Below are 18,414 nucleotides of genomic sequence, written 5' to 3' on the forward strand. Positions count from 1 at the left end.
CGCGTGAGGGGCCGGTCGGTCCGCTCGCTGACCACGGTGGAGGACGTCCGGCAGGCCGCCCGGCGCCGCCTGCCGCGCATGGTCTTCGACTTCATCGACGGGGGCGCGGAGGACGAGACGACCGTCCGCGCCAACCGCGAGGGCTTCGCCGACCTGGCGTTGAAGCCCGCCGTGCTGAGCGGAGCGCGGACCCGCGACCTGTCGACGACCGTCGCCGGGCAGCGCCTGTCGCTGCCGGTGCTGCTGTCCCCGGCGGGCCTGCTGCGCCTCGCCCACCGCGAGGGGGAGCTCGGCGCCGCGCGCGCCGCCGCCCGGGCCGGCACGGTGTTCACGCTCAGCACCGGCTCGTCGTACACCATCGAGGAGGTCGCCGCGGCGGCCGACGGCCCGACCTGGTTCCAGCTCTACCTGTGGCGCGACCGCGCCGTCGTCAGCGACCTGGTCGAGCGGGCCCGGGTGAGCGGCTACGGGGCGCTCGTCCTGACCGTCGACGTGCCGGTGGTCGGGCAGCGCGAGCGGGACCTGCGCAACGGGATGACGCTGCCGCCCCGGCCGACCCCGCGGAACGTCCTCGACGTGCTGCGACGTCCCGACTGGCTGCGGGGGTACCTCGGCGGGCCGGCCCTGACGTTCGCCAACTTCACCGACATCGGTCGGGGCGACTCCGCCACCGCGCTCGGGGCCTTCGTCAACCGCGAGATGACCGATCCGGCGCAGAGCTGGGACGACCTGGCGTGGCTGCGCGAGCAGTGGCGCGGCCCCCTGCTCATCAAGGGCATCGTGTCGGGGGCCGATGCGCGGCACGCGGTCGACCTGGGGGTCGACGGGGTCATCGTGTCGAACCACGGCGGCCGCCAGCTCGACGGGATGGTCGGCGCCATCGGGGCGCTGGCCGAGGTCGTCGACGCGGTCGGTGGGGACGCGGACGTCGTGCTCGACGGCGGCGTGCGCCGGGGGACCGATGTCGCCAAGGCCCTCGCCATCGGGGCTCGCGCGGTCATGGTCGGCCGCCCCTACGTGTACGGGCTCGGCGCCGGCGGCGGCACCGGGGCCCTCCGCGTGCTCGACATCCTTCGGGACGAGCTCGACCGCTGCCTCGCGCTCATGGGGTGCGGCGGCGTGGGCGACCTCGACCGCTCGCACCTCGCGACGCCCGTCGGCGCCCGCTCCTAGATCCTCGTTGACCGCCGTCGTCCAACGGTCCTATGATCGCGGTCGTAGGTGGTTTACCGACCGGTAGGTAAATACTCGGTCCAAGGGTGGACGCCCGACCTCCTCGTCCGGTATATTCATGATAATCAAACGAATGGTTGAGGGAGCCGAGATGCAACGTCGTCGCTGGATAGTGCTCATGACCCTGCTCGCCGTGGTGGCCACCGCGTGCGGCGGCGGGGACGATGCGGGGGAGGAGGAGACCGCGGCCGAGGAGCCCGCGGAGGACACCGCGACGGACGACGCCGCCGCGGAGGAGGAGCCCGCAGACGACGCCGAGGCGACCGATGAGGCCGACGGCGGCGACGAGGGCACCGAGGCCGCCGCCGGTGGTGGCGAGGTCGCGGACGCACCGGACTTCGGCGTGACGTCCGACACCATCCGCATCGGCTGGATGGGTGACGTGACCGGCCCGACCGCGGCCGCCCAGGGCTTCAACCTGGCAGGCTCGGAGGCGGCCGTCGCGTACCTGAACGAGAACGGCGGCGTGCTCGGCCGCGAGATCGAGCTCGTCGTCGAGGACGACCAGTACAACCCCGAGACCATGGCGACCAACTTCGCCTCGATCACGGGTGACAACCCGGTCCTGGCCGTCGTGCAGTGCGGCAACTGCGTGTCGCTGCTCCCGGACTTCGGCAGCACCGGCATCCCGCTGATCAGCCCGCCGCAGACGGTGGACGCCCAGCTCGAGATCCCGACGGTCTACAACAACCTCGCCCACTACGGCGACGAGGCCGACGTCTCCGTCGAGTACATCGCCAACCAGATCGGGTCCATCGAGGATGCCGTGGTGGCGGTCGTCCACCTCGAGGTCCCCTCCGGTGCGGAGTGGAACGCCTACATCCAGCAGACGGTCGAGGACGCCGGCGGCACCTACGCCGGGGCCCTCACCCTCAACGTCTCCGCCCCCGACTACGCGGGCGTCGTCACCCAGCTCGGTCAGCTCGTCGAGTCCGAGGGCGTCAACTTCGTCGCCTTCCACGGCGCCCCCGAGGGCGGCCTGGGCATGATCAGCGAGATGGTCACCCAGGGCCTGGACGACCTGCCCATGGTCGGGATCCACGGCCTGGCCGGCGCGACGATCTACACCGAGGGCCCGCCCGAGGCCGCGGAGCTGCTGGCCGCCGCCCACTCGTTCCTGTCCCCGCTGGACGACTGCGAGGAGTGCGAGGTCATCCGCGAGTTCGTCGCCGGCACCGAGTGGGAGGAGGCCGCGGTCGAGCTGAACTTCTCCGACGGCTGGCACGAGATCATGATCGCCGCGGAGGCGGCCGAGCGGGCCGCGGCGGACGCCGGCGAGCTGTCCTGGGACACCATGAACGCAGCCCTCACCTCCGCGCCCTTCGACACCGGCGGCCTCACCTGCGAGGTCGACTGGACCGGTGGCAACCAGTCGCTCTGCGGCGCGGTCTTCACCTGGAACGGCGAGTTCATGGAGCCGGTCCAGCCCTTCGAGGAGTACGCCGACGTGATCGACGGCGAGTACGGCCTGGCCGGGTAGCCCAGGGCGCAACGACCCCCACACCGACCGGGCGGCTCCCAGCGACAGCTGGAGCCGCCCGGTTCGGTCTTGCCCCAGCCCCTCAGATCTGAGGATCAGCTCCGCCGGCGGAGCCACCGCTCAGATCTGAGCACCACCGGGTCGGTCAGTGCCCGACGGTGCGGGCGAAGGCCTCCTCGAGCCACTCCGCCCGGACGTCCCGGTTGACCGTGATGTGGGCCAGCAGGGGCTCCGACAGGTCCGCGGCGGCGGCCGCCAGACCCTCCAGGTCGTCGAGCGAGCGGATGCGCATGCCGCGCACCCCAACGGACTCGGCGACGCCGACCAGGTCGGGGGTGGGGAACAGCGACTGCTCCTCGGGCAGGCCGAGCATGCGCAGGAAGTGCATCTCGGCGCCGTACGCCCCGTCGTCGAACACCAGGACCAGCAGCGGGATGCCGTAGCGGCCGGCGGTCTCGAGGTCGCCGAGGCTCATCATCAGCCCGCCGTCCCCGATGCCGAGCACGGTCAGGCGGTCCGGGCGGGCGACGGCCGCGCCGAGGGCGGTGCCGAGGCCCAGCCCGACGGATCCGAAGTCCAGGGAGAAGATGAAGGCCGACGGCTCGGGCACCGACAGGTAGCCCGCGGGGAAGCCGCAGAAGTGGCCGCCGTCGGTGACGAGCGAGCGGTCGCGCGGCAGCAGCTCCTCGAGGCGCGCGCAGACCGTCCGGGGGTCGAGGGCCTCGCCGTCGCTCGCGTCCGCGTGGGCTTGCGCGAGATCGAAGTCGTCGAGGCGCGCGCGGACCGCGGCGGTCCGGTACCCCTCCCCCTCGCACGGGCCCGCGGCCACGAGCGCGTCGCGCATCTGCACCGCGGTTGCCCCCGCGTCGCCGACGACGGCCAGGGTCGCGGGCGTGTAGGCCCCGATCGCCCCCGCGTCGGCGTCGACGTGGATCAGCTCGGTGGGGGGGCGGAACAGCGAACCGGCCTTCGAGGTGAACGAGTTGACGCTCGCGCCGAGGACGACGACCACGTCGGCGTCGCGCAGCAGCTCGACGCCGAGGGGCGTGGCCAGGCCGCCGCAGATGCCCAGCGACCACGGGTGGCCGTCGAAGTACCCCTTGCCGGGTAGCGAGGTGGCCAGCAGCGCGCCCGCGGCGTCCGCCAGGGCGATCGCCGCCTCCCGCGCCCCCGCGCGCACGGCCCCGCGGCCGGCCAGCACGATCGGCCGCTCCGCGGTGCGGAGGCGTGCCACGGCGGCGGCGAGCTGGTCGGGGTCCGGAGCCACGACGTCGGCCTCGACCGGCGTCGGCGGGGGCGGGATCGCCCCGGCGTGCTCGGCGTCCTGGACGTCGGTCGGCATCGAGATGGCCACCGGTCCCGGGGCGCGCCGCGCCCGCTCGAACGCGGCCGCGACGTCCGCGGCGGCGGTCTCGGCCCGGAAGGGCTGGACGGGGATCCCCGCCGCGGCGAGCAGCGCGTCCTGGTCGCAGTCCTGCGGCAGCCCCGGCACGCCGTGCGGGGTGTCCCCCGCCAGCAGCACGAGCGGGGTGCGCGCCTTCCGCGCCGAGATCAGCGCGGTGAGCGTGTTGGTCAGGCCCGGCCCCTGGGTGACCGTGCAGACGCCGACCCGGCCGATGGTGCGCGCGTACCCGTCGGCCATCGCCAGCGCGGCGGCCTCGTGGCGGGCGCCGACCATCCGGACGCCGGCGGTGCTGGTGAGGTGGGGGATCAGCTTGAGGTTGCCGTCACCCATGACGCCGAAGACGTCGGTGACGCCCTGGTCGACGAGGACCCGGGCGACGGCCTCGTAGACCTTCACCGGCGGGCTCCGACCACCGTCGCGTCGTCACCGCCCCAGGGCGCGATCCGCCCGTCGCGCTCGTGGAAGCGGTCCGGCAGCTCGTCGACCATGTCCCAGGCCATCGACAGCCGTCCGTAGCCCACGTAGAGGGCGATGTGCATCCCGAGCTCGACGATCGCCGGCTCGTCGTAGTGCGCGCGGAGGTCCTCGATCGTCTGGTCGCTGATCGACAGGTGGTCGCTCGCGAGCAGGTCGGCGAACCGCAGTGCCGCGCGCTCGGCGTCGGTGAGGTCCGGCGCCTCCTCCGGCTTCTCGAGGGAGCAGACGAGGTCCTCGGTCACCCCCGCGTCCACCGCGTCGGCGTAGCGGATCGCCATGCAGCTGCGGCACTGGTTGTGGAAGGCCACGCGGAGCCGGACCAGCTCGACCAGCCGGGCCGGCAGCGTCGAGTTCGAGCGGATGCCCGCGGTGAACCGGACGTACGCCTCGGCCAGCTCGGGGCGGTGGGCGTAGATGCGCACGTTGCCGAGCTCGAGGTCGGTGCGGCCCTCGGGCTGGACCAGCTCCCGCAGGGAGGGCGTCCACTCGTCGGGGGGCAGCAGGCGGATGCGGCTCATGGAGGTCCTCCGTGGGGGTCGGTGGCAGGGGAGGGGTGGCTAGCGCGGGACCCCGGGCACGTCCGGCAGGTCGGCCGGGGCGGGGTCGGTGCCGGGCCAGCGCTTCCGGTCGGGCTGGGCCAGGCCGGAGGGCAGCTCGGACAGCGGCATCGCGTACAGCTGCTGGACGGTCCGCTCGCGGAAGCGCCAGCGCCCGCCCTCGCGGACGTAGGCGTCGGCGTAGCGCAGCGCGATCACGACGGTCTCGTCGCCGATCGCCAGCTCGGCGTGGGCCGCCACCGTGCCGGACGCGGTGTCGGGGCCGGTGAAGGTCACCACCTGGCTGTGGGGGTAGTGGTAGGTGGCGCCGAACTGCTCGGTCCGCTCGCGGTAGTACGCGACGACCGCGTCGCGCCCCCGGTTGGGGCCGAGCGAGCCCTGGAACACCGAGTCCTCGGCGTACATCTCGCCCACGGCGTCCCAGTCCCGGTCGTCGACGGCCATCGCGTAGGCGGCGACGAGGTCCTGCAGCTCCGCGCGGTCGACGAGCCACCGGACCTGCCCGGCGAGGTCGTCGGGGGCCGGCGAAGGTGCGCCCGGGGTCTGCGCCACGGCGTCAGGCGGCGGAGCCGGCGGGGGCCATCCGGGCGCGCGCCTTGCGCTGCACGAGGCCCCAGGTGTGGGTCAGGTAGTCCGCCTTGGTCACGAGGGCCTTGACCCGCTCGACCATCTCGGACGGCATCTCCTCCGCGCCCGTCGGGGTGATCCGCACGTCGAGCTCGGCGGCGTACTCGAGGGTCACCATCAGGGACACGGCCTGCCCGAGGTCGGAGTGGACGCAGATCGCGCCGTGGTAGGGGATGAGGAGGGTGTGGTTGGCACCGAGCGCCGGACCGACCGACTCGAAGTCGTCGTCGGGGCACATCGCGGTCTCGCCGGCGAAGAAGCTCGCCAGGTTGTGGTAGATCCGCGGCGGTCGCGACATCGCGCAGAGGGCGGTGATCCACGGGCCGTGGGTGTGGACGATGGCGTTGACGTCGCCCCGCTCGGCGTAGATGCCCTGGTGGAAGTCCGCGCCCAGGCTGACGACCCGGTCGCCGTCGACCTGACGTCCCTCGAAGTCGATGCGGACGACGTCGTCCGGCGTGATCTCCTCGAAGGTCTTGTCGAGGACGTTCATCCAGAACGTGTCGGACCCGGGGTCGCGCATGGAGACGTGCCCGCCGATCTCCGATCCGAGCCCGTAGGCCGCGAGCCCCCGGCACGCCAGTGCGATCTGCTCGGCTGGACTGGTCATGGTGGTCCTCCTCGGGACGGCTCGACCGGACTGGCGGGACGCTAGCCCGCGCGGTCTAGGATATGCAAACCATGCGCATGTTTACCCCATCTACCGGTGTCGGGAGGGCAGGGCCGTGCGCGTCCTGATCGCGGGCGCCGGATCGCTCGGGACGGTCTACGGCGGCTTCCTCGCCCGGGCGGGCCACGACGTGCAGCTGCTGTGCCGCCCGGCCCACGCCGCAGCCGTCACCGGGCGGGGCGGGGTGGAGGTGCGCTCGATCGACGAGACGTTCGTCGCGCCCCTCCGGGCCACCGCGGACCCGACGGCGCTCGACGCGGTGGACGTGGTCGTCCTCGCCTGCAAGGCACCCGACACCTCGGACCTCCTCGGCGGCATCGCCCACCTCGCGGGATCCGTCAGCACGGCGGTGTCCATCCAGAACGGTGTGACGGGCGGCGCCGCCCTGGCCGGGTGGTGCGATCCGTCGGCGGTCGTGGGCGGGGTCAGCATGGTCGGCGGCACGCTGGTCGAGCCGGGCGTCGTGGCGCACACCCTGGCGGGGCCGACCTTCGTCGGGCCGCTCGGGGGGACGCGCGCCGGCGCGGCGGCGCAGCTCGCCGACGAGCTCGGGGCGGCGGGCCTCGAGGCGGTGCTGACCGACCGGATCACGTCGGTCGAGTGGTCGAAGCTGGTCCACGCCAGCCCCTCGATGGCGCTCACGGCGCTGACCCGCCTGGACTTCCACCACGTCTTCGTGCAGCCGAACCTCGCCGAGGCGTTCCTTGACCTGGTCGTCGAGGGCGTGGCCATCGCCGACGCGGCCGGCGTGGCGGTGGACGACTGGCCCCACCTCCTCCCCGTGCGCACCCTCGCGCGGCTCCCGCGGGCCGAGGGCCTAGCGGCGGTGGCGGCCCACGGTCGGCGGCTGGTCGACGCGGGGATGACGTCGATCCGCATCTCGATGCTGCAGAGCATCGAGCGGGGACGGCGGACCGAGGTCGACGCGATCCACGGCCAGCTCGCGCGGGAGGCGGCCCGCCTGGGCGTCGCGGCACCGGCGACCCGGTTCGCCCACCAGGTCCTGTCCGGACTCGACCGGGTCCTGGTCCACCAGGGGGGAGAGGAGGAGGCACCGTGCAGCAGCTGATCGAGGACGCGGTCCTGGACGACTTCGAGGCGTTCGTCCGGGGCGACCGGACCGTCGACCGCCACGCGGTCTTCGCGCGCTGCCGGGCGGAGGCGCCGGTGTTCCGGTCCGAGGCGCTCGACGCCTGGGTCGTGACCCGCCACGCCGACGTCCGCGAGGTCATCGGCGACGAGGACCGCTTCCAGACCCTCCGCGAGGGGCCGGGCGCGCCCGTGTACGGCCCCTCGGTCCTGCAGTGGCGCGGCCGCGAGCACCAGCGGAAGGGCGGCATCGTCGCCAAGCGGCTCCGCAGCCCCCGGGCGGTGCGGGAGTTCGACGCGTTCGTCGCCGCGACGGCGGATCGGCTCGCCGACGACGTGGTGGCGCGGTCCGGACCGGTCGACCTGAAGGCCGAGTACGCCATGTGGTTGCCCCTGCTCGCCATCGGCGAGCTCATGGCCGTCGAGGGCGCCGACCGGTTCCGGGACTGGTACCACGACATCTCCGCGGGCGGGGTGTCCTCCATCGGCCACCCCGAGACCCGCGCGCGGGCGTTCGACGCGCTCGACGAGCTGTGGGCCTTCCTCGACCCGATCATCGCCGAGCGCCGTCGCGACCCCGGTGACGACCTCCTCAGCGACCTGTGCACCGCGACCTACGACGACGAGCCGCTGCCCGTCGCGGAGATCCGGTCCATGGCTGCGTTCCTGCTGACCGCCGGGGTCGAGACGACCGAGCGGGCCCTGTCGAGCTTGCTGGTCCACCTCTTCACCACGCCGTCGGACTGGCACGCCCTGCGCGCCGACCCCTCCCTCGTCGTGCCCGCGATCGCCGAGTCGCTGCGGTTCCTGCCGCCTGTGCAGGGCCTCACCCGGCTGGCCATCGACGACGTCGAGCTGCACGGCGTCGAGATACCCGCCGGTGACCGGTTCCTCGCCCTGATCGCCTCGGCCAACCGCGACGACGAGGTGTTCGAGGACCCCCGGTCGTTCCGGTTGGACCGCTTCGCCGACGACGCGGAGCGGCAGTTCACCAACGCCGGTCAGATCCTGCCCTTCGGTGCGGGGCGCCACCACTGCACGGGCTCGCAGCTCGCGCGCCTGGAGATGCTCCACGGACTGCGCGCGCTGCTCGCGCGGGTGGAGTCCGCAGACTTCGCCGTGGGCGGCCCGCCGCCTCCCGAGGGCTTCCTGCTCGTGTCCCCCGGATCGGTCGAGGTCACCCTGCGCACGGGGGCGCGCTGACGTGCGGTGGGCGATCGTCGGCGCGGGGGCGATGGGCAGCACGTTCGGGGGCTACCTGGCCCTGGCCGGGCACCGGGTGGTCCTGGTCGACGTGCGGGAGGACCACGTGCGCGCGGTTCGCGAGCGCGGGCTCGAGCTGCGCCGGCCGGGCGGGGAAGACGTGGTCGTCGAGCTCGACGCCACCACGGACCCGCCGCGTGACGTCGACGCCGTCGACGTGGCGCTGTTCCTCTGCAAGGGCTGGGCGACCGTCGACGCCGCGCGGTCGATCGCCCATGCCCTGGGTCCCGAGAGCTGGGCGGTCACCGTGCAGAACGGGCTCGGGAACGACCGCCGGCTCGCCGAGGTCCTCGGCGTGAGCCGGGTGGTGCCCGGCACCACGACGGTGGGCGCGATGAGCGAGGCGGCAGGGGTCGTCGCCGCCGCACCCGGCACCGTGGAGGGCCGGTCGCTGACCCAGCTGGGGCCACCGCGCGGATCCTCTGCCGTCCCCGACGCCGTCCACGCGATCGCGGCGGCGCTGACCGCGGCCGGCCTCCCCGCCGAGGCGCTCGACTCCGCCGACGTCGTCATCTGGACCAAGGTCGCCATGGCCGCCTCGATGGGCTGCCTCACCGCGGTGCTGCGCCGCACCGTCGCCGACGTCGTCGATGACCCGACCGCCTGGGAGCTGTGGACGGACGTCTTCGAGGAGGTCGTGGCGGTCGCTCGAGCCAGCGGCGTGGAGCTGGACGCCGATGCCCTGCTGGCCCACTGCCGCGAGACCTACGCCGCCGTCGGCCACCACACGACCTCGATGGCCGCCGACGTCGTCGCCGGGCGGCGGACCGAGGTCGACAGCCTCGCCCTCGAGGTCGCCCGCCGCGGGCGCGAGGTCGGCGTCCCCACGCCGGTCACCGACACCGTCGGCCGCTTGATCGCCGCCCTCGAGGGCTCCTACGAGCGCGCCCTGTAGCCGACCCGATCCAGGAGGACCCGTGGACATCACCGACCGACTCGACATCCTCGACCTGATCAGCCGCTACGGCCACTGCTACGACGAAGGCGACCTCGACGCCATGGCGGACTGCTTCACGGCTGACGCGACGTTCGAGATCCGCGGCGGCATCGCCGGGATGCCCGCGGTCATGGAGGGGCGCGAGGCGATCCGCCAGGCGATGGGTGCACGACGTGCGTCGACCGCGACCGCGCAGCGACGCCACCTCATCACGAACGCCATCGTCGACGCGGACGGCCCCCATCGCGCTCGCACCGCCAGCTACCTGCTGCTCGGCTCCACGGTCGAGGGCTCGCTGCACCTGCCGGTCACCGGCCGCTACGCCGACGTGGTCGTGCGCGACGGCGGGCGGTGGCGCTTCGCCGAGCGCGTGCTGACGATGGACGGCGCGATCGCCTGAGCCTCAGCGCGCCCAGTCCCGTGCGGCGAGGTAGCTCGCCGCCATGCCGCGGGACAACGAGAACCCGCTGTTGTAGCCGGCGCCGGAGTTGGTCATCGCCACGGCGGAACCCGACCCGTAGAGCCCCGGGATCGGCGTCCCGGTGCGGTCGACCACCCTCCCGCCGGTCGTCACACCCAGCCCCGCCGCCGGGATCCCGGTCATCGACAGGCGCAGCTCGACGGCGTGGAACGGCGGGACCTCGAGCGTGCCGATGTTCGGGTGCGGCCGGTGGTGGGCGTCGCCCTTGAACCGCTGGCTCCACGGCCGCGCGCCGCGCTGGTGGTCCGGGTCGCGCCCCTCGGCCGCGTGCACGTTGTAGCGGGCGACGGTGGCGGCGAGACCGTGCGGGTCGATGCCCACCGCAGCCGCCAGCGCCTCCAGGCTGTCGGCGGACGCGGCGACGTCCGGCGGGTAGGTGCCGCCCGGCGGGATGTGCGCCAGCCCGTAGCGCTGGCGGTGCCGGTCGTCTGTGACCATGAAGAAGGGGAGGTGGCGGTACCGACCCGAGGCGGTGCGCGCACCGAGCGCGGCAGCCGTGATCGCGTTGGGGAACGCGTCGTCGCAGAAGCGGCGGCCCTCCGCGTCCACCACGATGGCGTGGGGCAGGCCGTGCTCGTGGCACTGCCGGTCGCCGCTGTCACCGGGGAACGCCGGATCGACGCGGAGGCTCGGGAGGCGAGCGGCGGACTCGGCGGGCAGCTCGACCACCCGTGCGCCGACCGACTCCGCCAGGCGCACCGCGTCGCCGGTCAGGCTCGTCGGCGCGACGGACCCGGCGTGGGCCCGCGGGGTGCCGGAGAACCGCTCGGCCAGCTCGCCGTCGCTGTCGTAGCTCCCCGTGGCGAGCAGCACCGCGCCGGGTTCGACCCACGTCTCGCCGCCCCGCGTGACCCGGGCGCCCACGACCGCGCCGTCGCTGACCTGGACCTCGGTGATCGCGGTGCCCGTCAGCAGGGGCACGCCCCGCTCGGCGACCGCCACGACCATCGTGGCGGCGAGGGCCTGGCCGAACGTCATCACGTCCCGCGCGCGCCGGTCGGCGAGCACGTCGGCGTCCAAGTGGCGACGGCTGGCCTGGCCGCCCCAGTCGAACAGCTCCGCGTAGGTGACGCCGCTGGGGAAGTGAACGGACGGGGGGAGGAGGTCCCGCAGCGCGCCCAGGCGATCGCCGTCCACCGGCGCGGGCGTGAGGTAGCGACCCTCCGCCGTGCTGCCCGGGTGGGTGGGGTGGTGGTAGTCGGGGAACCCGGCGATCAGCGACCACTCGACGGCCCCGACCTCCTCCAACCACGACGCGGCCACCGGCGCGGTCGCCAACCACTCCTCCATGACCGCGTCGTCGAGGAGGTCGGGGTGGTCAGCCGTCAGCGCCCGGACGTACGTCGCGCCCGCGGCCACGTCGTCGACGATCCCGGCAGCCGCGGCGACGTGGTTGCCGGCGACCCAGACCTGCCCACCCGAGAGCGCCGTCGCCCCGCCCAGGAGCGGACCCTTCTCGCAGACGACGACGTCGAGGCCGGCGTCGTGCGCGGCCAGCGCGGCGACGAGACCTGCGAACCCGCTGCCGGCGACGACCAGGCGGCCGCGGTCGTCCGACGCGGTCACCTGCTCGCCGCCGCGGTGCCGGCCAGCCGCCCTGCGACGAGTGCGGGCCCGATCGTGCCGCCGGCACCCGGGTAGGCCATGCCGAGGGGGCTCGCCGCGACGTTCCCGGCCGCGTACAGCCCCTCGATCACACCGCCCTCGACGTGGCGGACCCGACCGTCCGCGTCGGTCCGCGGACCGCCCTTGGTGCCGAGCAGCCCCGCCAGGACCCGCACGGCGTAGAACGGGGGCTGGTCGAGGGGGCGGAGGTTCGGCTGGGCCGCGGCCCGGTCGCCGACGAACCGGTCGTAGGCGGAGCGCCCCCTCCCGAACAGCGGGTCGTCCCCCTCCGCGGCGTGGGCGTTGAACTGCTCGACGGTCGCCCCCAGCGAGGCCGGGTCGACGCCCATGGCCGTGGCGAGGTCCTCGACGGCGTCGGCTCGGTGCAGCCACGGCGGGTCGTCCTCGCGGGGGAGGAGCGGGCCGATCGGGTACCTCGCCCGGTACCCGGCGTCCACGACGAGCCAGGACGGCGATCGGGGGAAGCCGAACGCGCCCGGGTCGAAGTCGTGCAGCGAGCGGCCGACGTCGTTGTAGTTCTGGGCCTCGTTGGCGAAGCGGTTGCCACGGCCGTCGACCATGACCGCCCCGGGACGCGCGCGCTCGGCCAGCACGAGGCGGTGGAGGGGGACGCCGTCGATCTCGTCGCCGGGGATCTCTATCGCGGGGCACCACCAGGCCTCGGACATGTTGCCGAGCTCCGCTCCCGCGGCCATCGCCATCCGCAGACCCCGGCCGGTCGCGCCGGGCCCACCCGTGGGCGCCGGATCCGGCATGCGGAGGAACGCCCTCGCCAGCGCGGGGTCCCGCTCGAAGCCGCCTGACGCGAGCACCACCGCTCCCTCGACCTGGTCGCCGGTGTCGAGCGCGACGCCGACGACGCGGCCGTCGCGGCGGACCAGGGACGCGGCAGCTGCCCCGGTGCGGACCTGGACCCCCCGGCGGAGGGCGGCGGCGAGGAAGCTGCCCACCACGGCGGCACCCATCGTCATCACGCCGTCCTCTCGGCGGCGGGCCAGGACCTCGCGGTCGACGGTGTTGGCGATGATCTCGTGCTGGGTCATCGGCAGGCGCCAGGACAGGGCGGGGCGGACGAGCGCGGCCACGTCGGGATCGGGGGCGAATGGGTGGGGCTCGATGGAGCGGCCCCCCTCGCGGCCGCCGGGGAGCTCGCAGTGGTAGTCGGGGTAGCCGAGCGCCACCCACGTGTGGCCGGTCACGTCCTCGACCCACCGGGCGGTCGCCGGCGCCTCGGCGACGAAGGTGTCGACCAGCACGTCGTCCACGTCGCCGACCGCGAGGTGCCGCAGGTAGGTGCGGGCGGACTCGGCGTCGTCGTCGAAGCCCGCGTCAGAGGCCAGGTGGTTCCCGGGCAGCCACGCGACACCACCCGAGAGCGCCGTGGTCCCCCCGACGGTCTGCGTCGACTCGAGCACCGTCACGGTGGCGCCCGCCTCCGCCGCCGCGAGCGCAGCCGTCAACCCCGCGACCCCCGACCCGACGACGACGACCTGCTGCCCAGCCATGGCTCCTCCAGATGCCTTGCGTGCTCCGAGGGCGTGAGCGTAGCATCGACTTACCGGTAAGTAAGCTCCCCACCCGTCGAGGCAGGACCAGTGCGACGCACGATCTTCGAGTCCGAGCACGACCTCTACCGCGACACCGTCCGGCGGTTCGTGGACTCCGAGGTCGTCCCCCACCGCGAGCGCTGGGAGGCCGAGGGTCGCGTCGATCGCGAGCTCTTCGCCGCGGCCGGCCGGGCGGGGATCCTCGGCATCGCCGCGCCGGAGGTCCACGGCGGTGGCGGGACCCAGGACTTCCGCTACAACGCGATCCTCAGCGAGTGCCTGGCTGAGGCCGACGTCCTGTCAGCGGGCCTCGGGCTCAGCCTGCAGGCCGACATCGCCCTGCCGTACCTGATCCACCAGGCCGACGCCGACCAGCAGGCCCGGTGGCTGCCGGGGGCGGTGACCGGCGAGCTGATCCTGGCGCTCGCGATGTCCGAGCCGGGAGCGGGGTCCGACGTCGCCGGCATCGCGACGACGGCCCGCCGGGAGGGAGACGTGTACGTCGTCGACGGCGCCAAGACCTTCATCACGAACGGCCAGAACGCCGACCTGGTGATCACGGCGGTGAAGACCGACCCGTCGGCGGGGCACAAGGGCATCAGCCTGCTGGTGATCGAGTCGGACTCGCCGGGCTTCTCGCGCGGCCGGAAGCTGTCGAAGGTCGGCCAGCACGCCGCGGACACCTCCGAGCTGCACTTCGACGGCGTCCGCATCCCGGTGTCGAACCGGCTGGGGGAGGAGGGCCGGGGCTTCTACGCGATGATGGGCAACCTAGCCCAGGAGCGGATGTCGATCGCCGTGCAGGCCACGGCGCAGGCCGAGCGGTCCCTCGCCGCGACGGTCGCCTACGCCACCGAGCGCACCGCGTTCGGACAGGCCATCGGCAGCTTCCAGCACCTCCGGTTCCAGCTCGCGGAGCTCCAGACCGAGGTGGACGTCGCACGCACGTACGTCGACCGGCTGATCCTGGCCCAGGTCGAGGGCGAACTGTCGGACGTGGATGCCGCGAAGGCCAAGTGGTGGACCACGGAGCTGTGCCAGCGCGTGGTCGACCGCTGCGTCCAGATCCACGGCGGCTACGGGTACATGACCGAGTACCCCGTCGCGCGCGCCTGGGTCGACAGCCGCATCCAGACCATCTACGGCGGCACGACCGAGATCATGAAGGAGATCATCGGCCGGTCCATGGGCCTGTAGGTCCGAGTCGCCCCGAACCCCGACGACCGGGAGGTCCCGCCATGCCCGACAGCATCACCCGCACCGACCGCGACCGCGTGGCGGTCCTGGTCATGGACCGCCCCGGCGCGTCGATGAACGTCGTCGACGAGTCGTTCCTCGCCGAGCTGACGCGCCACGTCGACGCCGTGCTCGCCGACGACGCGGTCGACGCCGTGGTCCTCACCTCCGGCAAGGAGGGGTCGTTCGGCGCCGGGGCCGACATCGGCTGGTTGCCCGAGCTCGCCGCGCGCGACGATGCCGAGGACTTCCTGGCGGGGGTCCACGACCTCATGCTCCGCATCGCCCGCGGCTCGACCCCCCTGGTGACGGCCCTCAACGGGTCGGCGTTCGGGGGTGCGCTGGAGCTGGCCCTCGCCGGGCACGGCATCGTGGCGGTGCCCGACGCGCAGGTCGGACTGCCCGAGGTGGGCCTGTCCCTCCTGCCCGGTGGCGGTGGGACGCAGCTCCTGTCCCGCTGGGTGCCGCTCGAGACGGCCCTGGCGTGGCTGACCTCCGGCCGGCCGGTGCCGGTCGCGCAGGCCGAGGGCGTGGTCGCCCGGGTCGTCGACCCCGACGTGCTCGTGGACGAGGCCGTGGACCTCGCGCGGTCGCTGGTCCGGGTCGACCTGACGGGCGACCCGGTCCACCCGGCGGATGCGATGGCGGTGGTCGAGGGCGTCCGACGGGACCTGTCCGGTTCCCGGCGGGGCCTGTCGACCGCGGCGGAGCGGATCCTCGACGTGGTCGCCGTCGGCGTGGCCGACGGCGTCGAAGCCGGGCTCGCCGCCGAGCGAGAGGGCTTCCTCGCCCTGCTCCGCTCCGCCGAGGCCCGTGCCGCGCTCCACCTGTTCAGCGCCGAGTCCGCGGTGAAGCGGCGCAGCCGCGGCGGCAACGGTCCGGCGGTGACCCGGCTGGGCGTGATCGGCGGCGGACAGATGGGTGCGGGCATCGCATCGACCGCGGTCAGCCGGGGGCTGCCCGCCCTGGTCCGGGACGTCGACGAGGGGTCCCTCGAGCGGGCGCGCGGCTACCGCGACCGCGTGCTCGAGCGCAGCGCGCCGGCCGAGGGTGGCGATCCTCGCCTGGCCACCTGGTCCGACACCACCGCGTGGGAGGGGTTCGCCGAGGTCGATGCCGTCGTCGAGGCCGTCTTCGAGCTGCCCGAGCTCAAGACCGACGTGCTGGCCGAGGTCAGTGGCCTGGTCTCCCCCGACGCGCTGGTGGCGACCAACACGTCCGCGATCCCCATCGCCAGCCTGGCGGGCGCGGTCGAGGGGCCCGAGCGGTTCCTCGGCATGCACTTCTTCTCCCCGGTCGAGCGGATGCCCCTGGTCGAGCTGATCCCCCACGCGGGGACCGCACCGGCGACCACCGAACGCGCGGCCGCGGTGGGACGCCGCCTCGGGAAGGTCCCGGTGGTCGTGGGCGACGCGCCGGGGTTCTTCACCTCCCGCGTGTACGCCCGCTGGCTGGTCGAGGGGCTGCGCCTGCTCGCCGACGGGGTCGACGTCGCCGACATCGACGCGGCCGCCCGCGCGGTCGGGTTCCCCGTCGGACCGCTGCAGGCCATCGACGAGGCCACCCTCAACCTGGTCCTGCAGGCGAGCATCACCCAGGTCGCCGAGCCGGTCATGGCCGACAGGCTGGACGTCGCCGCGGTGCGGGGCGTTGCAGAGGCACTCATCGCCGCCGGCGTCGAGGGCCGCCGCCAGGGCAGGGGCTTCTACACCTACGACCAGGGACAGCGGGTGGGACCGAACCCCGACGTGCTCGACGTGCTCGGGGTGGAGCCGGGTCGCGCGGGCGTCGGGTCGGATGCCGTGGCCGAGCGGCTCCTCCTCGCCTTCGCGACAGAGTGCTGGCGCTGCAGCGACGACGGGACGATCTGCCACCCCGATGACGGCGATGTCGCCGCGGTGCTCGGCATCGGCTTCCCGCGGGCGCTGGGCGGACCGTTCCACTGGGCCGACGAGGTCGGCGCGACCGAGGTCGTCGCACGCTGCGCCGCGCTCGGCGATGACTTCGGGCCCGGCGGCCAGCTCGGGCGGCTCGCCGCCGACGGGGGCCGGTTCGCCGACCTCCCCCGCCGACCGGCTCCGTTCGCCGACCCGAGGTAGCCGCGGGCGGGGTCAGCTCGTCTGGAGGGCCTTGCGCAACCGCCGGATCAGGCCCCAGCGGTCCCGGACCAGCTGGAGGTCGACCACCGCGCCGTCGGCAACCCGGGCCATCAGCGTGGCATGCATGCGGCCCTCCACCCCACGCGCGTCGTCGGCCACTCCCGGCAGCCCGCCCGCGTAGACGCCGCGCATCGTGATCGCCGCGGCCGCGCGGTCGCCTGCGGTGAAGAGGTCGTCGACCTGCACGGCGAGGTCGTCGAGCACCGCCGGGCCCTCCCCGGTCTCGAGCCGCCGCCCGCCGGGGGCGTGCAGCGCGCCGGCCGGCGCGGCCGCCAGCTCCTCGAGCCACCCCCGCACCGCCGCCTCCGTCGCCTGGTCGGCCGGGCCGTCCGTGGTGGTCGCCCAGGGGTCGGGGTGGCCGGGCTCGAGCGGAGTGGTGAACCCCCCGCCGGTCTGCTCGTCCCGTCCCTGGAAGTCCTGCTCGACCCGGCAGGTGCGCAGCTTCTCGCCGTCCCAGTCGTACAGCGAGATCCCGGGCCAGACCGCCACCGACGAGGGGTCGCCCGCGACGGCGCCGTGCTCGCTGAAGCGCATGGCCAGCCGGTCGCCGGACAGGATCATGTCGTGGACCGTCAGGACGAGGGTGGGGTAGCGGCGGAAGGCGGCGGCCACCGCCTCGGTGTAGGCGTCCATCCCGAGGGTCCGCCCCGAGATGATGACCTGGTAGTCGTCCCGCATGAGATCCGCGGTCACCGCCTGGTCGTGCACACTTGTGTAGTCGATGCAGTACCGCCGCATCAGGGCTGCGTACGCTTCCATCGCCTGTCTCCTCCACCCGGCGTCCTTTGACCTCCAAACGGTATTGACCTACTGTTAAGTAATCAAAATCCCGCGAGGAGGGTGAGGCGTTGCAGGACAGGTACGGGATGATCGGCGTCCAGGTCGCCGACGGCATCTGCCGCGTGACCCTGGACCGGCCCGAGAAGCTGAACGCGCTCACGTACGCGTTCTGGACCGACCTGGTCCAGCTGCTCGCCGAGGCGGAGGCCGACGACGCCGTCCGCGTCCTCGTGATCCACGGCGCGGGATCGCACTTCTGCGCCGGAGGGGACATCGAGGGCTTCGGCGAGCTCGGGGACATCCCGGCCCGCCGGCGCTACCAGAAGCTCGCGTTCGACGCGTTCCGGGCGTTCGAGGTCTTCGCGAAGCCGACGATCGCCGCCGTCCACGGCTACGCGCTCGGGGGCGGCTGCGAGCTGACCATGGTGACCGACCTCGTCGTCTGCGACACCACGGCCCGCTTCGGCACGCCCGAGGCCGCCGTCGGGCTGATGCCCGGCCTCGGCGTGGTCCGCGGCCACGCGAACACCAACCTCCACTGGTTGAAGCAGATGATCTTCACCGGTGCGCGCCTGGACGCCGAGGACGCGCGCCTGGCGGGCCTCGTCACCACGATCGCCCCCGAGGGCCAGCACCTCGACGAGGCGCTGCGGATGGCTGCGGAGGTCGCGTCCCGCCCGGCCACCGCCCTCCGGGTGGCCAAGGCGATCCTCAACCGCGGGTCGGGTGAGGGGTACGACTACTCCCTCGAGGCGACCGCCCTGCTGCACAGCACCGACGACCAGCGCGAGGGGGTGGCCGCGTTCAAGGAGCGTCGCCAGCCCACGTTCAGCGACAGGTGAGCACC

The 18,414-nt window shown here is 74.0% G+C and carries 16 protein-coding genes; 9 read left to right on the forward strand and 7 right to left on the reverse strand.

The features are described 5' to 3' along the window. Positions 1-3 precede the first annotated feature (3 nt). Both ACEQ2X_RS02450 and ACEQ2X_RS02455 read left to right on the forward strand, forming a co-directional pair. Positions 4-1,173 (forward strand): alpha-hydroxy acid oxidase, encoded by a 1,170-nt coding sequence (locus ACEQ2X_RS02450; RefSeq protein ID WP_370324169.1) that lies wholly within the window; start codon positions 4-6, stop codon positions 1,171-1,173. Between the two features lie 178 nt (positions 1,174-1,351). Next, complete coding sequence (locus ACEQ2X_RS02455; RefSeq protein ID WP_370324170.1) at positions 1,352-2,713, forward strand: ABC transporter substrate-binding protein; 1,362 nt, start codon at positions 1,352-1,354, stop codon at positions 2,711-2,713. 145 nt (positions 2,714-2,858) lie between these two features. On the opposite strand, the gene ACEQ2X_RS02460 is transcribed toward ACEQ2X_RS02455, so the two are convergent. Genes ACEQ2X_RS02460 through ACEQ2X_RS02475 form a run of 4 tightly spaced genes read right to left on the reverse strand, consistent with a single transcriptional unit; the run spans position 2,859 to position 6,389 of the window. After that, positions 2,859-4,514, reverse strand: coding sequence for a thiamine pyrophosphate-binding protein (locus ACEQ2X_RS02460; RefSeq protein WP_370324171.1), 1,656 nt, complete (start codon positions 4,512-4,514; stop codon positions 2,859-2,861). Continuing rightward, positions 4,511-5,113, reverse strand: a complete 603-nt coding sequence (locus ACEQ2X_RS02465; protein ID WP_370324172.1) for a carboxymuconolactone decarboxylase family protein — start codon at positions 5,111-5,113, stop codon at positions 4,511-4,513. The genes ACEQ2X_RS02460 and ACEQ2X_RS02465 overlap by 4 nt, the downstream gene beginning before the upstream one ends. Before the next feature lie 39 nt (positions 5,114-5,152). Continuing rightward, on the reverse strand, positions 5,153-5,704 hold the full coding sequence (locus tag ACEQ2X_RS02470; protein ID WP_370324173.1) for a nuclear transport factor 2 family protein: 552 nt from the start codon (positions 5,702-5,704) through the stop codon (positions 5,153-5,155). A gap of 4 nt (positions 5,705-5,708) precedes the next feature. Then, entirely contained in the window at positions 5,709-6,389 is a 681-nt protein-coding gene (locus ACEQ2X_RS02475; RefSeq protein WP_370324174.1) for a class II aldolase/adducin family protein, read from the reverse strand. Between the two features lie 115 nt (positions 6,390-6,504). Between ACEQ2X_RS02475 and ACEQ2X_RS02480 the strand changes: the two genes are divergently transcribed. Genes ACEQ2X_RS02480 through ACEQ2X_RS02495 form a run of 4 tightly spaced genes read left to right on the forward strand, consistent with a single transcriptional unit; the run spans position 6,505 to position 10,138 of the window. Then, positions 6,505-7,518, forward strand: a complete 1,014-nt coding sequence (locus ACEQ2X_RS02480) for a ketopantoate reductase family protein (protein WP_370324175.1) — start codon at positions 6,505-6,507, stop codon at positions 7,516-7,518. Further along, positions 7,506-8,741: a cytochrome P450 gene (locus tag ACEQ2X_RS02485; protein WP_370324176.1), complete on the forward strand. Its 1,236-nt coding sequence runs from the start codon at positions 7,506-7,508 to the stop codon at positions 8,739-8,741. Before ACEQ2X_RS02480 ends, ACEQ2X_RS02485 begins: the two co-directional genes overlap by 13 nt. 1 nt (position 8,742) lies before the next feature. Further along, complete coding sequence (locus tag ACEQ2X_RS02490; RefSeq protein ID WP_370324177.1) at positions 8,743-9,696, forward strand: ketopantoate reductase family protein; 954 nt, start codon at positions 8,743-8,745, stop codon at positions 9,694-9,696. Between the two features lie 22 nt (positions 9,697-9,718). Further along, the gene (locus ACEQ2X_RS02495; protein ID WP_370324178.1) at positions 9,719-10,138 is read left to right on the forward strand and encodes a nuclear transport factor 2 family protein; all 420 of its coding nucleotides are present in this window, start codon (positions 9,719-9,721) and stop codon (positions 10,136-10,138) included. Between the two features lie 3 nt (positions 10,139-10,141). Here the strand turns inward: ACEQ2X_RS02495 and ACEQ2X_RS02500 are convergent, their stop codons facing one another. Further along, positions 10,142-11,785, reverse strand: coding sequence for an FAD-binding protein (locus ACEQ2X_RS02500; protein ID WP_370324179.1), 1,644 nt, complete (start codon positions 11,783-11,785; stop codon positions 10,142-10,144). Beyond that, on the reverse strand, positions 11,782-13,350 hold the full coding sequence (locus tag ACEQ2X_RS02505) for an FAD-dependent oxidoreductase (protein ID WP_370324180.1): 1,569 nt from the start codon (positions 13,348-13,350) through the stop codon (positions 11,782-11,784). Before ACEQ2X_RS02505 ends, ACEQ2X_RS02500 begins: the two co-directional genes overlap by 4 nt. Before the next feature lie 90 nt (positions 13,351-13,440). Between ACEQ2X_RS02505 and ACEQ2X_RS02510 the strand changes: the two genes are divergently transcribed. Further along, positions 13,441-14,589, forward strand: coding sequence for an acyl-CoA dehydrogenase family protein (locus ACEQ2X_RS02510; RefSeq protein ID WP_370324181.1), 1,149 nt, complete (start codon positions 13,441-13,443; stop codon positions 14,587-14,589). A gap of 41 nt (positions 14,590-14,630) precedes the next feature. Continuing rightward, positions 14,631-16,727, forward strand: coding sequence for a 3-hydroxyacyl-CoA dehydrogenase NAD-binding domain-containing protein (locus ACEQ2X_RS02515; protein WP_370324182.1), 2,097 nt, complete (start codon positions 14,631-14,633; stop codon positions 16,725-16,727). Between the two features lie 12 nt (positions 16,728-16,739). On the opposite strand, the gene ACEQ2X_RS02520 is transcribed toward ACEQ2X_RS02515, so the two are convergent. After that, positions 16,740-17,546: a nuclear transport factor 2 family protein gene (locus tag ACEQ2X_RS02520; RefSeq protein ID WP_370324183.1), complete on the reverse strand. Its 807-nt coding sequence runs from the start codon at positions 17,544-17,546 to the stop codon at positions 16,740-16,742. Positions 17,547-17,635: 89 nt separating this feature from the next. Here ACEQ2X_RS02520 and ACEQ2X_RS02525 point away from each other — a divergent pair, with 89 nt between their 5' ends. Then, complete coding sequence (locus tag ACEQ2X_RS02525) at positions 17,636-18,409, forward strand: enoyl-CoA hydratase/isomerase family protein (protein WP_370324184.1); 774 nt, start codon at positions 17,636-17,638, stop codon at positions 18,407-18,409. The last annotated feature ends 5 nt before the right edge of the window (positions 18,410-18,414 follow it).

Origin of the sequence: Euzebya sp., from assembly GCF_964222135.1 — a bacterium.
In the GTDB taxonomy this organism is placed as follows: domain Bacteria; phylum Actinomycetota; class Nitriliruptoria; order Euzebyales; family Euzebyaceae; genus Euzebya.

What these genes read in the sequence shown, in the direction of transcription:
- ACEQ2X_RS02455 (WP_370324170.1), top strand. Translation starts at nt 1,352, where the DNA reads ATGACCCTGCTCGCCGTGGTGGCCACCGCGTGCGGCGGCGGGGACGAT.
- ACEQ2X_RS02505 (WP_370324180.1), bottom strand. Translation starts at nt 13,350, where the DNA reads ATGGCTGGGCAGCAGGTCGTCGTCGTCGGGTCGGGGGTCGCGGGGTTG.
- ACEQ2X_RS02520 (WP_370324183.1), bottom strand. Translation starts at nt 17,546, where the DNA reads ATGGAAGCGTACGCAGCCCTGATGCGGCGGTACTGCATCGACTACACA.
- ACEQ2X_RS02475 (WP_370324174.1), bottom strand. Translation starts at nt 6,389, where the DNA reads ATGACCAGTCCAGCCGAGCAGATCGCACTGGCGTGCCGGGGGCTCGCG.
- ACEQ2X_RS02515 (WP_370324182.1), top strand. Translation starts at nt 14,631, where the DNA reads ATGCCCGACAGCATCACCCGCACCGACCGCGACCGCGTGGCGGTCCTG.
- ACEQ2X_RS02465 (WP_370324172.1), bottom strand. Translation starts at nt 5,113, where the DNA reads ATGAGCCGCATCCGCCTGCTGCCCCCCGACGAGTGGACGCCCTCCCTG.